The organism is Rhizobium sp. N621, from assembly GCF_001664325.1.
GTDB lineage: Bacteria > Pseudomonadota > Alphaproteobacteria > Rhizobiales > Rhizobiaceae > Rhizobium > Rhizobium esperanzae.
Genome location: NZ_CP013495.1, coordinates 3,896,273 through 3,911,582, shown reverse-complemented (window position 1 = coordinate 3,911,582; position 15,310 = coordinate 3,896,273). Strand labels below are relative to the sequence as shown.

The 15,310-nt window shown below is 61.4% G+C and carries 15 protein-coding genes; 8 read left to right on the top strand and 7 right to left on the bottom strand.

All coding sequences use genetic code 11. The features are described 5' to 3' along the window. Nucleotides 1–182: 182 nt before the first annotated feature. Nucleotides 183–1,370, top strand: a complete 1,188-nt coding sequence (locus tag AMK00_RS18800) for a Gfo/Idh/MocA family protein (protein ID WP_064805046.1) — start codon at nucleotides 183–185, stop codon at nucleotides 1,368–1,370. Nucleotides 1,371–1,453: 83 nt separating this feature from the next. On the opposite strand, the gene AMK00_RS18795 is transcribed toward AMK00_RS18800, so the two are convergent. Further along, a complete protein-coding gene (locus AMK00_RS18795; RefSeq protein WP_064811376.1) occupies nucleotides 1,454–1,855 on the bottom strand; it encodes a DoxX family protein in 402 nt (133 codons plus the stop codon). A gap of 264 nt (nucleotides 1,856–2,119) precedes the next feature. Between AMK00_RS18795 and AMK00_RS18790 the strand changes: the two genes are divergently transcribed. Further along, entirely contained in the window at nucleotides 2,120–3,514 is a 1,395-nt protein-coding gene (locus AMK00_RS18790) for a GH1 family beta-glucosidase (RefSeq protein ID WP_064811375.1), read from the top strand. Nucleotides 3,515–3,595: 81 nt separating this feature from the next. Next, nucleotides 3,596–5,809, top strand: coding sequence for a bifunctional diguanylate cyclase/phosphodiesterase (locus tag AMK00_RS18785; protein WP_064805040.1), 2,214 nt, complete (start codon nucleotides 3,596–3,598; stop codon nucleotides 5,807–5,809). Nucleotides 5,810–5,836: 27 nt separating this feature from the next. On the opposite strand, the gene trhO is transcribed toward AMK00_RS18785, so the two are convergent. From trhO to AMK00_RS18770, 3 genes are all read right to left on the bottom strand, one after another. Further along, nucleotides 5,837–6,766, bottom strand: coding sequence for an oxygen-dependent tRNA uridine(34) hydroxylase TrhO (gene trhO / locus AMK00_RS18780; RefSeq protein WP_064811374.1), 930 nt, complete (start codon nucleotides 6,764–6,766; stop codon nucleotides 5,837–5,839). Nucleotides 6,767–6,851: 85 nt separating this feature from the next. Next, nucleotides 6,852–7,760, bottom strand: a complete 909-nt coding sequence (locus AMK00_RS18775; RefSeq protein ID WP_064811373.1) for a CHAD domain-containing protein — start codon at nucleotides 7,758–7,760, stop codon at nucleotides 6,852–6,854. Beyond that, nucleotides 7,738–8,226 carry a CYTH domain-containing protein gene (locus tag AMK00_RS18770; protein WP_064806347.1) on the bottom strand — a complete coding sequence of 163 codons (489 nt, stop codon included), beginning with the start codon at nucleotides 8,224–8,226 and terminating at the stop codon, nucleotides 7,738–7,740. Before AMK00_RS18770 ends, AMK00_RS18775 begins: the two co-directional genes overlap by 23 nt. A gap of 155 nt (nucleotides 8,227–8,381) precedes the next feature. On the opposite strand from AMK00_RS18770, the gene AMK00_RS18765 reads away from it, so the two are divergent. The 4 genes from AMK00_RS18765 (at nucleotide 8,382) to AMK00_RS18750 (ending at nucleotide 10,865) form a co-directional block, all read left to right on the top strand. Next, nucleotides 8,382–9,020: a 2-dehydro-3-deoxy-phosphogluconate aldolase gene (locus tag AMK00_RS18765; RefSeq protein ID WP_064805034.1), complete on the top strand. Its 639-nt coding sequence runs from the start codon at nucleotides 8,382–8,384 to the stop codon at nucleotides 9,018–9,020. 109 nt (nucleotides 9,021–9,129) lie between these two features. After that, nucleotides 9,130–9,849, top strand: coding sequence for a tellurite resistance TerB family protein (locus AMK00_RS18760; RefSeq protein WP_064811372.1), 720 nt, complete (start codon nucleotides 9,130–9,132; stop codon nucleotides 9,847–9,849). A 117-nt stretch (nucleotides 9,850–9,966) separates the two neighbouring features. Further along, nucleotides 9,967–10,662: a GNAT family N-acetyltransferase gene (locus tag AMK00_RS18755; RefSeq protein WP_064811371.1), complete on the top strand. Its 696-nt coding sequence runs from the start codon at nucleotides 9,967–9,969 to the stop codon at nucleotides 10,660–10,662. Continuing rightward, nucleotides 10,659–10,865: a hypothetical protein gene (locus AMK00_RS18750; RefSeq protein WP_064805028.1), complete on the top strand. Its 207-nt coding sequence runs from the start codon at nucleotides 10,659–10,661 to the stop codon at nucleotides 10,863–10,865. The genes AMK00_RS18755 and AMK00_RS18750 overlap by 4 nt, the downstream gene beginning before the upstream one ends. 1 nt (nucleotide 10,866) lies before the next feature. On the opposite strand, the gene AMK00_RS18745 is transcribed toward AMK00_RS18750, so the two are convergent. From AMK00_RS18745 to AMK00_RS18735, 3 genes are all read right to left on the bottom strand, one after another. After that, nucleotides 10,867–11,943 (bottom strand): nickel/cobalt transporter, encoded by a 1,077-nt coding sequence (locus AMK00_RS18745; protein WP_064811370.1) that lies wholly within the window; start codon nucleotides 11,941–11,943, stop codon nucleotides 10,867–10,869. Further along, complete coding sequence (locus tag AMK00_RS18740; protein WP_064811369.1) at nucleotides 11,937–12,578, bottom strand: DUF1007 family protein; 642 nt, start codon at nucleotides 12,576–12,578, stop codon at nucleotides 11,937–11,939. Before AMK00_RS18740 ends, AMK00_RS18745 begins: the two co-directional genes overlap by 7 nt. A gap of 131 nt (nucleotides 12,579–12,709) precedes the next feature. Beyond that, nucleotides 12,710–13,603 carry a LysR family transcriptional regulator gene (locus AMK00_RS18735; RefSeq protein WP_064811368.1) on the bottom strand — a complete coding sequence of 298 codons (894 nt, stop codon included), beginning with the start codon at nucleotides 13,601–13,603 and terminating at the stop codon, nucleotides 12,710–12,712. 528 nt (nucleotides 13,604–14,131) lie between these two features. On the opposite strand from AMK00_RS18735, the gene odc2 reads away from it, so the two are divergent. Continuing rightward, a complete protein-coding gene (gene odc2 / locus AMK00_RS18730; protein ID WP_064811367.1) occupies nucleotides 14,132–15,265 on the top strand; it encodes an ornithine/lysine decarboxylase in 1,134 nt (377 codons plus the stop codon). Nucleotides 15,266–15,310: the final 45 nt, after the last annotated feature.

Here is a 15,310-nt window from a genome sequence, read left to right as displayed (position 1 = left end):
CCGTGAGGCTGCCCCTCACCCTAACCCTCTCCCCGTTTTGACGGGGAGAGGAACTTGCCACGCCGGGCGACGGAGTTGGCATCGACGTCGCCGCATATGCCTTCTCCCCGCGAGCGGGGAGAAGGTGGCGGCAGTCGGATGAGGGGCGCATCCGCGCCAAGATCAAATTCCAGGAGGACAAAATGGCAATCGAAGCATCATCCGAACAGACCCGCGAGCCGCGCATTCGGCTCGGCATGGTGGGCGGCGGCGCGGGCGCGTTCATCGGTGCGGTGCACCGCATCGCGGCCCGCATCGACGATCAGTACGATCTTATTGCAGGCGCGCTGTCGTCGACACCTGAGAAGGCGGTTCAGTCCGGACGCGATCTCGGGCTAGACCCGTCGCGGACCTATTCCAGCTATCGCGAGATGGCGATCCGGGAGGCGAAGCTGAAGAACGGCATCGAGGCGGTGGCGATCGTTACCCCGAACCATGTGCATTACGACGCGGCCAAGGAATTCCTGAAGCGCGGCATTCATGTCATCTGCGACAAGCCGCTGACGTCAAACCTGGCGGATGCGAAGAAGCTGAAAAAGGTGGCCGACGAGAGCGGCGCGCTGTTCGTGTTGACGCATAATTACACCGGTTACCCGATGGTTCGTCAGGCGCGCGAGATGATCGCGAACGGCGAACTTGGGGATATAAGAGTCGTCCAGGCCGAATATCCGCAGGATTGGCTGACGGAAGCGGTCGAGCAGACCGGCCAGAAACAGGCTGCCTGGCGCACTGATCCGGCCCAGTCCGGCGTCGGCGGGTCCACAGGCGATATCGGCACGCATGCGTATAATCTCGCCTCCTTCATCACCGGGCTGGAACTCGACAGCCTGGCCGCCGATCTCGACAGTTTCGTTCCCGGCCGCCGGCTGGATGATAATGCCCATGTCATGCTGCGCTTCAAGGCAAAGGGTTCGGAGAAGCCGGCCAAGGGCATGCTCTGGTGCAGCCAGGTGGCGCCGGGCCATGAGAACGGCCTGATGGTGCGTGTCTACGGCAGCAAGGGCGGGCTGGAATGGACCCAGAAGGACCCGAACTACCTCTGGTACACGCCGTTCGGCGAACCGAAGCGGCTGATCACCCGCGGCGGCGCCGGCGCCGGAGCGGCAGCCGGTCGTGTCTCGCGCGTGCCGTCGGGGCATCCGGAAGGTTACCTCGAGGCGTTCGCGACGATTTATACGGAAGCTGCGCATGCGATCAACGCCCGCAAGAAGGGCAAGGACGTGGACAAGGCAGTGGTCTACCCGACAGTCGACGATGGCGTGAAGGGCGTGGCCTTCGTCGAGGCCTGTGTTGCCTCGTCCAAGAAAAACGGCGCCTGGGTCAAGCTCTGAGCTTTGGCGATCGCGCCTCGATGGCGCGGAGTCGCGAGAAATGCCGAGGCAGTTTTGGGCCGCCTCGGCTTGTCCGTCATGCGTCAGGCCGTATCGCGGTTGCGCTGCATGAGCGCGTCGACGCTGAGCGGCCCGGCGCCTGCCGCCACCAAATAGAGAAACACGAAGCAGAACAGGATCGCGGCGACGCCGCCGTTCTGCGCGGGATATAAGCTCTTTCCCGCATGGCCGATGAAATAGGCGAAAGCCATCAGGCCCGAGAGCACGAAGGCTGCGATGCGCGTCTGGAATCCCACCAGGACGAGAAAGCCGAGAGTGAGTTCGATCAATCCGGCAATCCAGGAGAGCGAGCCCATCGGCGGCACGCTTGCCGCTGCCGGAAAGTGCAGGATCTTCTGCGTTCCATAGCTGAAAAGCACGAGCGACGAGACGATGCGCAGCAGGCTCAGCAGATGCGGCTTCAGCAGATGGATCGAAGACAGCATTGGATTCCTTTCATGCTTGCGAATATCTCCGCTGTGTAGTGATCATGGCCCCTGCAGCAAATCACGACTGCTGACATTCGCGTTATGAGAGCAATTGGAGGCGAAAAATGCTGTAGGTCGAGGCGGCTGACCTGCGCCGCCGCCGCTCGGCCGCCCATACTGTAACGTTGCAGTTTTTCTCCTGCCGGGCCTGTACTTTGCTTGCCGGCTTGGCTAAATCCGACCCCCACGGTCAATTCAGATGCTGAGAGACGGGATTTACAGATGATCGACGCGAAGACGCTTGCAAGCCGCTTTCCCGGTGATTTCACCTTCGGCGTTGCCACCGCCGCCTTCCAGATCGAAGGCGCCGGCAAGGCCGATGGCCGCAAGCCGTCCATCTGGGATGCCTTCTGCAATATGCCCGGCCGCGTCCATAACCGCGACAACGGCGACATTGCCTGCGACCACTATAACCGCCTGGAGCAGGACCTCGATCTCATCAAGGATATGGGAGTCGAGGCCTACCGTTTTTCCATTGCCTGGCCACGCATCATCCCGGAGGGCACTGGCCCGGTAAACGAGGCGGGCCTCGATTTCTATGATCGGCTTGTTGATGGCTGCAAGGCGCGCGGGATCAAGACCTTCGCGACGCTCTACCACTGGGACCTGCCCCTGCTGCTCGCCGGCGACGGCGGCTGGACGGCGCGTTCGACCGCTTATGCCTACCAGCGTTACGCCAAGACTGTCATGAGCCGCCTCGGCGATCGCCTCGACGCCGTCGCGACTTTCAACGAGCCCTGGTGCATCGTCTGGCTGAGCCATCTCTACGGCATCCATGCTCCCGGTGAGCGCAACATGCAGGCTGCCCTTCACGCCATGCATTATATGAACCTTGCCCATGGCCTCGGGGTTGAGGCAATCCGTTCGGAAGCTCCCAATGTGCCGGTCGGGCTCGTGCTCAACGCCGCCTCGGTCATCCCGGGCTCCGACAGCCCGGCTGATCTGGCGGCCGCCGAACGGGCGCATCAGTTCCACAACGGCGCCTTCTTTGATCCTGTCTTCAAGGGCGAGTATCCGAAGGAATTCGTCGAGGCGCTCGGTGACCGCATGCCCGTCATCGAGGATGGCGACCTGAAGCTGATCAGCCAGAAACTCGACTGGTGGGGCCTGAATTACTACACGCCCGAGCGCGTCACCGACGATGCCGAACGAAAGGGCGATTTCCCCTGGACGATGAAAGCTCCGCCGGCATGTGACGTCAAGACCGATATCGGCTGGGAAATCTATGCGCCGGGCTTGAAGCTCCTGGTCGAGAACCTCTATCGCCGCTATGACCTGCCGGAATGCTACATCACCGAAAACGGCGCCTGCGACAATAGCGGTGTTGTCGATGGCGAGGTCGATGATAGGATGCGCCTCGATTATCTCGGCGATCATCTCGATGTCGTGGCCGACCTCATCAAGAATGGCTACCCCCTGCGCGGCTATTTTGCCTGGAGCCTGATGGACAACTTCGAATGGGCGGAAGGCTATCGCATGCGCTTCGGTCTCGTCCATGTCGATTATGAGACGCAGCGGCGCACGGTGAAGAAGAGCGGCAAATGGTATCGCGAACTGGCGGCTGAATTTCCGAAAGGCAATCACACGCCGGCTCAGCATAGCAAACTCAAAAAATAGACCAGCGGAAAGCTGCGACAGGCGGTTGCTTAAACGTTTCTGAACCCTTGACTGGCAAACTCCGCTGGTCAGGGAGCCGGAATGCAAATACTCCAAAAATTGCAGGGCAGGGGATCGGGCATAGGCCGTCACATCACCGTCACGGGCGTGCTGTTCTCCTTTGCCGTCATCGTCGCCGTCGCCACCATCATGGTGTTGACGGCAATCGAACGCGTGGCTGAGAACGCCAATGTGCTTGATGACGAGCGCTCGCGCGAAACGACGATCGGCGCGTTGAAGACCTTCGAGGATCAGCTCGGTGCGACTCTCGACGATTACGCCGCCTGGGACGACGCCGCCGCCAATGTCTATGCGCCCGATGGCATGGCATGGACGGTCAGCAACTACGGCGAAATGTCGGTCAACAGCTCGCTGTTCGACATGGCGATTGTGATCGATGATGCGAAGAATTCGATCATCGCCTATCGCGACGGCAAGCCGATGGAGGAGCCGCTCGCGGATTTCTTCTCGCCGTCGCTCTGGAAATTGCTCGACGCGGTGAAGGCGGCCGGCCCGGCCGATACTCCGCAGGCGGTTGGTTTCATCACCACCAAACGCGGCATTGCCGCTGTCGGCGTGGCATTGGTGCGGAAGAAATCCGGCGCGCTTGATGCACCCGCCGGCCAGCACCGTTATCTCATTTTCGCCCGGCATCTCGATGACGACAGGGTGGCTGGACTCGGCCAGACCTATGTGATCGGCGGACTGAGGCTGGCGCCGCCGAGTTTCGCGGCCGAATATCTCGTCTCGATCGACGATCCGACGGGGGCAACGATCGGCAAGCTCGTCTGGAATTCGCGCTCACCCGGCAATATTGCCTACGCGCAGGTGCGGCCGATGGTCATTCAGGCACTCGGTCTCGTCGGGCTTTTCTTCGTGGTTCTGCTGGCCATCGGCTGGTTGGCCGGCCGACGCCTGAAGGCGGAGGAAAACAGCGCACGAGAAGAGGCGCTGCGCGACAGGCTGAGCGGCCTTTCCAATCGCGACGGCCTCGGCCTCGCCGTCGATCGTTATGTCCTCGAAGCACGCCAGAGCAAGCGCAACGTGCTGCTCCTCTATCTCGACCTCGACGGTTTCAAGGAAGTCAATGACAGCTATGGACATGGCACGGGCGATCAGTTGATCCGCGCGGTCGCGGCGGGCCTCAAGGTATTGATTCCGCAAGGCGCGGTTCTCGCCCGCATCGGCGGAGATGAATTTGCGATCGCCTTTCTCTCCGATGGCGAGAACGCCGCCGCCCTGCAGCTTGCTGAGCAGATCCTCGATTTTCTCGTCGAGCCGCTGGAGATCGGTCGCCGTGTCGTCGTCGTCGGCGCCAGCATCGGCATCGCCATGTCGCCTGCCGGCGCACTCGATCGCGAGGAGCTGGTGCGCCGTTCCGACCTTGCCATGTATAAGGCGAAGGAGGCGGGCCGTGCGCGCATGACGCTCTACGATCCGTCGATGGACGCGGACCGGCAGCAGCGCAATGCACTGGAGCTCGATCTCAGAATCGCCATCGAAAGCGGCGACCTGACGCTTGCCTATCAGCCGTTGGTCGATGCGGGCACGCATGCGCTGACCGGCGTCGAGGCGCTGGTGCGCTGGAACCGTCCGGGCCACGGCCCGGTTTCGCCCGAGGTGTTCATTCCGATCGCCGAGACCAGCGGCCTCATTGAATCGCTCGGCCTGTTCGTGCTGCGCAAGGCCTGCGAGACAGCCAAGCAGTGGCCGGAACTGAACGTCTCGGTCAATGTCTCGCCCGGCCAGTTCCGCAATCCCGCCTTCACCGACTATGTGCGCTACGTGTTGAAGCAGACGGAGATCGAGGCCAGCCGCATCACCCTCGAGATCACCGAAGGTTATATGATTCAGAATCCGCAGCGTACCCGCCAGTCGATCGAACGGCTGAAGGGGCTGGGGGTCAAGGTGGCGCTCGATGACTTCGGTTCCGGCTTCTCCTCGATCGGCTATCTCAGGCAGTTCGGCTTCGATCGCATCAAGATCGACCGCTCGCTGGTCATGGGCGTCAACGAAGACAAGCGCCAGCGCGAAATGCTGCAGGCGACGGTGGCGCTCGCCCGCTCGCTCGACATACCGGTGACGGCGGAAGGCATCGAGACCGAGGGGCAGGCGGTCGCCATGCGCCTGTTCGGCTGCGACTGTCTGCAGGGCTATTTGTTCGGAAAGCCTCTGGCGGCCGAACGAATTACCGAGATGCTCAACGAGCTTCGTACTGCGGAGCAGCCAACCCGGCGCCGCCTCGGCGCGGCCTGACGGCTAGATTCCCGGGGCGCGAGCTCATCAGCTGCCGATATGCCGTTGGCCGCGTTTTTTCGCCAGCGCGATCTGATGCTGCCGCTGACGGTAGCGCAGCCGGTCTTCCTCTGTCCGCATGTCATAACAGTGGCTGCAGGAAACGCCTTCTTCATAAAGCGGCGAGGCAATTTCCTCTGATGTGATCGGATTGCGGCAGGCGTGGCACAGCCGGTGCTCACCTTCCTTCAGGCCGTGTTCGACGGATACACGCTCATCGAACACGAAGCAGGCGCCCTCCCAAAGGCTTTGTTCCTGCGGCACTTCCTCCAGATATTTCAGGATGCCGCCCTTCAGATGATAGACCTCGTCGAAACCTTCGGCCTTCATGAAGGCCGTGGCCTTCTCGCAGCGGATGCCGCCGGTGCAGTACATGGCGATCTTCGGCTTGTTGTGCAGGCCGGAATTCTGACGCACCCAATCCGGAAATTCGCGGAACGTCTTCGTCTTCGGGTCGATCGCGCCGCGAAAGGTGCCGATTGCCGTTTCATAGTCGTTGCGGGTGTCGATGACGATCGTATCGGGATCGGAAATCAACGCGTTCCAGTCCTGAGGCGCCACATAGGTGCCGACCACCTTGTTGGGGTCGATGTCTTCGACGCCCATGGTGACGATTTCCTTTTTCAGCTTCACCTTCAGGCGCAGGAAAGGCATCTTCGAAGCGCGGCTTTCCTTGTGCTCCAGGCTCGCAAATTCCGGTTGGGCATGCAGGAAGGCGAGCACCGCGTGAATGCCGGCGTCCGATCCCGCGATCGTACCGTTGATGCCCTCATGCGCCAGAAGCAGCGTTCCCTTGACGCCGTTTTCCTCGCACAGCGCCTGCAGCGGGGCCTGCAAGCTGGCAAAGCGCGGCACGGATACGAAATGGTAGAGCGCCGCTACGAGGAACGGGCCGGTGTGTGTCAGGCTGTCGGTCATGGGCGGGAAATACAGAAAATTGACCGGTCGCGCAATTGCCTTCCGCGCAGGCGGCCGGCCGTCTCCAGGATCGCCCTGCTATCGCTCAATTTGCAGCCATCAGCCAGAGAAGCTCGATACGCTCCGATTCCTCGTCGGGATCATCGGCGAAGACGGTTTCGGCTTTGAGGAGGGCTTGCCGCCGGTCTTCCTGCTGGCGGAAGATGATCGCGTCAAGAAGATGCGCCAGATCGTCGTTGCGGGTGAAGAGCTGCGGCTCGGCTTCGACCAGTTCACAGAGCACGGCGAGGTCATGGATGTGGCCGAGATCCTCGACGAGCTCCTTGGCCGCATCGCGCTTGGCCTTCATCGCGCCCGGCCAGATGTCCCGCAAAAGACCGTGGTAGAGCCGATAATCGTAGGTGCGTTTGCGCAGATCATGGAAATCCCCGGCCGATGCATCGCCGTGGCACCTGGCAAGTGCAGCCTTGGCCTTGCGCGCGGTGCGGCGCCAGCTCTTCGCCAGCATGCGGGCATTCTTGCGGTGACTGCCATCGAAGGAAATGCCATCCAAAGCGGCGATCGCCTCCTTCAGTACGCCTGGGGTTTCCATCAGCCGCTGTCGCAGGCCGCTCTCGGCCTCCGCCATCCAGTCGCGGCGCCCCTCGAGAATGGTGACGATCCGGCCGAGCGCCTCGCTTTCCTCTTTCCCGCGGGCTGAATGCTGCAGATATTGCGCGGTGCCGATAAGCGCGGCGGCGTCGCGGATGGCCGAAAGCGAGCGCGCGGCATCGCGCAGCCTTGCATTTTCCTGCTCCTGGAAATCCGGCACCTCGCGCGCGACGAGCCGGTAGAGCGAGCGCAATCGCTTCAGGTTTTTTCGGAAGGAATGGATCGCCTCGTGCGTACCGTCCGGCCGCTCTTCGAGAAAGGTAATGGCGCCTTCCAGCTGCTCGGTCGCGATGCTCCGGAATGCCTCAGTGAAATCGACGTCAGGCCGAATGCGATAGGCCATGCCTGTCGTGCCCGTATTCTGTGGCAAGGGCCTGGTTGGAGTAGCGGAAATCGCCGGTCACTTCGCGGCCAAGCCAGGTGGGCAGGACGGGTTTGTCGGTTTCCGCCGTCATCTCCACTTCGGCAATCACCAGCCCGCGATGCTCGCCGGCAAAGACGTCGACTTCCCAGACGAAGCCTTGATGCGGAACGCGGTAGCGCGTCTTCTCGATGACGACGCCGATCGCGCTCTGCAACAGCTCCTCGGCATCGGCAATCGGGATGTCATATTCGAATTCGTCACGGGTGATGGCACTGCGGCCGATCTTGATCGTCAGCTTCGCTTTCCTGCCGTCGAGGATGCGAACGCGGACGGAACGGTCGTCCATCGAGGCGATGTAACCTTGCCTCAGGACAGACTTGCTCTCGACGGCGGAACGCCATCCATCGCCGCGTACAAGAAACTTCCGCTCGATCTCTTTCGCCATGTCGGTGAACCTTTTGTGACGATCGCCGCACGGTAGACCAATTTCCAGGCATTTCATACCCTTCTTCTCACGCAGCCGGGTTTTATCTCGACAAGGTTCGGCGAGGGCGTTATTCGGGATGCAAATTTCAATCGTTTCAAGGAGGTCGTGCGACCATGGGCGAGAAAACAGAGAAGCTCCTTTCCATCCTGAAACTCCAGCCAGTCGTTCCGGTCCTGATCGTTGACGATGCCAGGTCGGCGGTGCCGCTGGCCCGCGCCCTCGTCGCAGGCGGCCTGAAAGCAATCGAGATCACCATGCGCACGCCGGCGGCACTCGAGGCCGTGCGCGCCGTCGCCGCCGAGGTCGAGGGCGCCGAAGTCGGCGCCGGCACCATCCTGAATGCCGCCCATTGGGAAGCGGCTGTCGAGGCCGGCTCGAAGTTCATCGTCAGCCCGGGAACGACGCAGGAGCTGCTTGATGCCGCTGCCGATTCCGACGTGCCGCTGCTTCCGGGAGCTGCGACCGCCAGCGAAGTCATGGCGCTGCGTGAGGAAGGCTATCAGGTGTTGAAGTTCTTTCCGGCCGAGCAGGCCGGTGGCGCTGCTTATCTCAAGGCGCTCTCTTCGCCGCTCGCCGGCACGCTGTTCTGCCCGACCGGCAGCATTTCGCTGAAGAACGCCAGGGATTATCTTTCGCTGCCGAACGTCGTCTGTGTCGGCGGTTCGTGGGTTGCGCCGAAGGAACTGGTCGCAGCCGGCGACTGGGCTGGCATTACCAAGCTTGCGGCGGAGGCCGCCGCTCTGAAGGCCTGAGGTTGCATGGGCGGGGCATGGGCGCCAGGCAGCCCCACGCCCAATATTTGTATTTCAGCCGTCGCAAACCTATGTTCTCCTCCGGCCTCAAACAGGGAGACGACGAGGAATGTTCGACGCAAAGAAGCTTCTCGACCAGTTCTTGGGTTCGCAGGTGCCGGGTCTCGGCGGTTCAGTCCGCGACAGGGCGGGCGAGGCCATGCAGACGGCAAAGAACAATCCGATGAAGACCGGCGCGATCGCAGCCGTGCTTCTCGGCACCAAAACCGGCCGCAGTATTGCCGGCAATGCATTGGCGATCGGTGGTCTTGCCGCTATCGCCGGCCTTGGCTATCAGGCTTACAAGAACTATCAGGCGGGCCAAGCGCCCGCGGCCCCCTCGGATGCGCCGTCGGCTAACAATCCGGTACTCCTGCCGCCGCCTGTCGAATCCGGTTTCGGACCGGCATCGCCTGCCGGCAGCAACGAATTCGTGCTGGTGCTGATCCGGGCGATGATCGCCGCAGCCAAGGCCGACGGCCATATCGACGACGCCGAACGCGCCCTGATCATGGACAAGATCAAGGCCGCTGACGTCAGCGGCGAGGCCGCTGCTTTCATCGAGGGCGAACTTGCGTCACCGACGGACATCGATGCGCTCGTGGCTGCGGCGGTGACGGAAGAACAGCGCGTCGAGCTCTACACCGCCTCGCGGCTGACCATCGATCCGGATTCGCGCGCCGAGCGCGGCTATCTCGATCTGCTCGCCGGCCGGCTCGGCCTCGCCGATCAGCTGGTCGACCATATCGAGGCGACGGTGTCATCCGCCAAGACGACCTTGTCACAGTGACATCCAGGCTGGTTGCGTTTATCGGGCGACTGGCCTATCCACTCCCGGAGCCTTCCCCGGTTAAATTGAGGCTTTCGTCAATTTAACCGGGGAAGGCTCTGGAATAGGGGAGTGAACATGCGCGATCTTGCAAATTTCAAGGGCTGCCCGGCGCCGAAGCCGGTTACGCTGAAAGGCCGTTTCGTCACCGTCGAGCCCTATCGCCGCGAGGAACATCTCGAAGCGCTGTGGGACGGGCTCGGTGGCATGGGCATCAACCCACTGCTTCTTTATTTTTCGCAGGATGATTTCTCGGGCATCGAGGACTTCGCCAACTGGCTGGAAAACGTCTACACCAAATCCGGCTGGCTCACCCATATCTTTCGTGACAACGCCACCGGCAAGGTTGTCGGCATGGCGAACTACATGCGCGCCGACCCGGCAAATGGCGTCGTCGAAATCGGCGGCGTGGCTCATGGTCCCGACATGAGCCGTTCGCCGCTGTCCACCGAAGCGCACTACCTGATGGCCAAACATGTTTTCGAGGATCTCGGCTATCGCCGCTACGAATGGAAATGCGACAATAAGAACGAGGCGAGCAAGACGACGGCACTGCGCTACGGTTTCAGCTTCGAAGGGGTGTTCCGTCAGCACATGATCTCCAAGCATCGCAACCGCGACACCGCCTGGTTCTCGATGATCGACGCCGAATGGCCGCTGATTAACGATGCTTTCGAGGCCTGGCTTTCGCCCGAAAATTTCGACGCGGCCGGCAATCAGATCCGCCGCCTGCAGGATATTCGTGCGGATCTGGAGAAGGAAAGGCTGGCGTGAGCCCGGAAAGCCGCTCGCAGGCGATCGCCGCCGCTGTCATCCTGCTCGGCGCCGGCCTCGTCCTTTATTTTCTGCCGACCATCGTTCTCTGGGTCGGCAATTTCTCGCCGACGCTGGGGATCCTCGTCGGCATCTGCCTGATCATGGCGTTTTTTGCGGTTTTCTGGCTGCGGGCGCGCTATCAGCGTCGCAGAGGAAAATAGTCTATCCTTGCAGGGAGGCCCCGAGCAGGACGGCGCCCATCATGATGACGAGCAGGGCGCCGAGGATTTCAATGGCGTTGCCAACCCAGACCGAAGCCGTCGAGCCTCGTCCGGAGAGGCGGACTGCCGCGCCCTTGGCGGTGACGGCAAGCGTCGCGAGCACGGAAACGGTGATCGCCGTGCCGAGCGACATGGCGGCGACCGAAAGCGCGCCGCCGAGATAGAGGCCGTTCAGCAGCGAGAAAGTCATGACAAGCAAAGCCCCGGAGCAGGGTCGAAGGCCGACGGCTATGATCGCCGACCAAGCCTCGCGGACGCTGAACCTGTCGCCGGCGAGCAGGGCAGGATCAGGCACGTGCGTATTGCCGCAGGTCTCGCAGACCATGCCGGGAACGAAGCTGTGGCCGGCCTTCACGGCCTGCGCCTTGCCGTTGAAGGCATAGGACTGGCGTTCGGCTGCGTTATCTTTCCAATCCAGCATCATGGACACCGGACCGGCCGACGTCGCCACCAGCCGGCGGCGCGGCAGATTGCTTGCCATCGAACGCAGTTTGCGGAACAGCAGCCAGCCGCCGAAGAGGATCACCATGAGGAAGCTTATGATTTCCATGGCATGAGTGGCTGTCGTCAGCGTAATGCCGGTGCCGCGCAGCACCAGCCAGGCGCCGCCGACCAGCGCCACGGCAACGACGCCCTGGATGAAAGCCGAAATGAAGGAAATAACCACGCCGCGTTTCAGCTCGACCTCGTTGGCGATCATGTAGGAGGAGATCACCGCTTTGCCGTGGCCGGGGCCGGCGGCATGGAAGACGCCGTAGGCGAAGGAAAGGCCGACCAGCGATGTCAGCTGCCACGGATCCTCCCGCATTCCCTTCAACGCACCGGTCAGCGCCCGATAGAAGGCCTGCTGTTCATAGTTCACATAGAGCAAAAGCGGCGCGAAAGGCCCGCCCGTCGGTTGAAAACTCGGTTCGGCCGTGCCGATGCCGAGCGGCGATTGCGCGTGGGCGAGGCTTGCCGCCGTCAGGAGCGCGAGCAGTGCTGCGGAAAGGACGAGCGACGGGCGTTTTATCAGCATGTGAGCTCCAGCCGTGTGGCGAAGAGTTTGGACATGTTGGTGCCGGTGGGATCGTTGAAGAAGGCGTCCGTCAGCGACTGCTTGTTTTGCGAGATCACCTCGTCGGCATCCGGCCTTACCACCTGGTGTTTGCAGGCCTTTAAGCCGTCGCCCACCGTTGCCAGCTCGTTGTCTGTGGGAAAATCGATCGACGTATAGAGCGTCGGATCGTAGACGCCGAAGGTAAGCCTGCCCTTGAGCGGCATCTTCTCCGCCGGCTTGACCGCAAAGAACATCAGGAGCTGGCCGTTCTTATAGTCGACATGGATGATGTCCGGCTGCTGGACGGTGATGCTCTTCCCGTTGATCGTCAGGTTCATGTAATAGTCGTAATCGGCAAGCGACTGCTTCACCGTTTTCCCGACCTGCGCGAGTTCGTTCGGCTCCAGCTTCAGATCGGTGTTCTTGTCGAAATCCATGACGACCGAGGAGGAGAAGACCTCGTCGAAGCGCCAGACATTGCGCAGTTCCTCGACGCTGCCATCAGCGCCGGCCACGACTTCGAGCCGCGCCTCCACGAAGATGTGCGGATGCGCAAAGGCAACTGCCGGTGTGAGCGAAAGAAGTGCGGTCATCAATGCTATGGATTTGTTCATGCGTCCCGCTGCCATATTTGCTCGACCCGAGTTCTTGCCAGAAATTGGGACGGAATTGGGACCGGTTTGCCGGTTGAGTTCCGATCGGCTCCACTCCATCGTCCGGCCGGGCCGGTCTTGCCGTGCAGATCTCACGGATGCTTCTTGAACCAGTTGTGCAGGTAATCGACAAAGATCCTCACCTTAGCCGGCAGGTAGCGCCGGTGCGGGTAGACGGCATAGATGCCGCGGTCGGTCGGAATGTAATCGTTGAATAGCGTCACCAGCTCGCCGCTTTCGATCGGCTTACGGGCGATGAAATCGGGAATGAGCGCGATGCCGATGCCGGCGAGGGCAGCGCGGAGTGTCGCGTGCGGGCTGTTGACCTCGATCGGCCCCGAGACGGAGACGGCGAAGGTTGTGTTGTCAGGATTGTGGAAGCGGATGCTGCCCTGGGTGCGTGAATTGGTATCGACGATAAAGGGAAGATTGGAAATGTCGCTTGGATGCTCTAGATCGGGATGACGCTCGAGAAAATCCGGGGTGGCGCAGAGATGGACGCGGAAATCGGAGATCTTGCGGGCGATCATGCCGGAATCTTCGAGCTTGCTGATGCGGATCGCGACGTCAAAGCCTTCCTCGATCAGATCGACGAACCGGTCATCGGCGGCGATCTCCAGCGAAAGGTCCGGGTTTTCGCCGGCGAAATCGATCAGCGACTGGCCGACGTCGGCGTCGACGAAGGTGCGGGGAACGGAGACGCGCAACCGTCCCTTCAGCTGTGCATTGTTTTCGCGCACGAGATCCGCAAGGTTGTCGATCTCTTTCAAAATATCGGAGGCGCTGCGATAATAGGTGTGGCCGGCCTCCGTCATGGAGAACTGCCGGGTCGTGCGGTTGAGCAGCAACGCGCCGAGCTCGTCTTCCAGTTCGCGCACATATTTGGACAGCAGCGCCTTCGAGCGGCCGGTGCGCCGGGCGGCGGCGGAAAAGCCCTCAGCCTCGACGACATCGATGAAGGCGCGTATGCGGGTCAAGGTGTCCATGAAATCCCCACAGGTGTTTTGGAATATTGAACAAATCGGGCCGTTTTGTTCAATTATTTTTTGGCCGCAAGATGAAAAAAACGCTTGATTATGAAGGCGAATATTCTTATCTCCCAGTCAGCCCAAAGTCGCACGTGCCCATGGGTGTCCGCCGAACCCTCGAATTGGTGAGGAAATCGGTAAGGTACCTGGAATTAACCCCTCCAGTCGCTATTCCGGCCAACCGGAAAATGCGAGGACGCCTGAAGCAACGACGGTGCGGGCCTTTTTGTTCTCTCCCTGCTTTCCATCAGCGGGGGTTACTGAAGAGGCACACCATCATTGCCGGAAGTGCGGTTGGGACTCTCCCTCCAATCCATGGCAGACAAAGCCGAACTTACACCGCGTTTGCGGCGTTGGTTCATTATCCGCGCATCAAGCGCTTGCTATGGTTCCGGGGTCTCCACCGGCTGGTTCCAATGCGAGTTCTCGTATGCCCTTTGTCCTCCGGTTCATGCCGGAGCTCTGGAACTGGAAGAGGGAACTGATATGACCACCCAGCGCATCCGCGACTTTCTCGCAACCCGACGTCCCGACGGTCCCTGCCTCGTGGTTGACCTCGATGTTATCAGAGACAATTTCCACGCTTTCCGCCACGCCATGCCGGATAGCGCCATCTACTACGCCGTCAAGGCTAATCCGGCTCCTGAGGTGCTGAAGCTGCTCGCCGGCCTCGGTTCCAATTTCGATTGCGCATCCGTTGCCGAAATCGAAATGGCGCTGGAAGCCGGTGCGACCGCCGCCCGCATCTCCTATGGCAACACGATCAAGAAGGAGCGTAATGTCGCTCGCGCTCATGCGCTCGGCGTCAGCCTCTTTGCGGTCGACAGCCACGAGGAAGTCGAGAAGATCTCGCGCGCCGCTCCCGGCGCCCGTGTCTTCTGCCGCGTGCTCACCGATGGCGAAGGCGCCGAATGGCCGCTGTCGCGCAAGTTCGGCTGCGTTCCGCAGATGGCGGTCGACGTTCTCGTCTACGCCCACCAACTCGGCCTGCAGTCCTACGGCGTCTCGTTCCATGTCGGTTCGCAGATGACCAAGGTCGATGCCTGGGATTCGGCTCTTGCCGATGCCAAGCGTGTCTTCGTTCAGCTTGCCAAGCAGGGCATCCACCTGCAGATGGTCAACATGGGCGGCGGCTTCCCGACCAAGTATCTGCGTGACGTTCCGTCCGCGGAAGCTTACGGCAAGTCGATCTACCAGGCGCTGCGCACGCATTTCGGCAACCAGATCCCGCAGACGATCATCGAGCCGGGTCGTGGCATGGTCGGCAATGCCGGTGTCATCAAGGCGGAAGTCGTGCTGATCTCCAAGAAGTCGGACAATGACGACGCCCGTTGGGTCTTCCTCGACATCGGCAAGTTCGGTGGTCTCGCCGAAACCATGGACGAGGCCATCCGTTATCCGATCCGCACCGAGCGCGACGGCGATGAGATGGAGCCCTGCGTGATCGCTGGCCCGACCTGCGACTCGGCCGACGTGCTGTATGAAAAGAACCTCTATCCGCTGCCGCTGTCTCTGACGATCGGCGACGAGGTCCTGATCGAAGGCACCGGCGCCTATACGACGACCTACTCGGCAGTCGCTTTCAACGGCTTCGAGCCGCTGAAGGCCTACGTCATTTAAGGTCTTGTCTCTGCTAGTCCCGTAACCAGCCGGGGCGGCAAATCC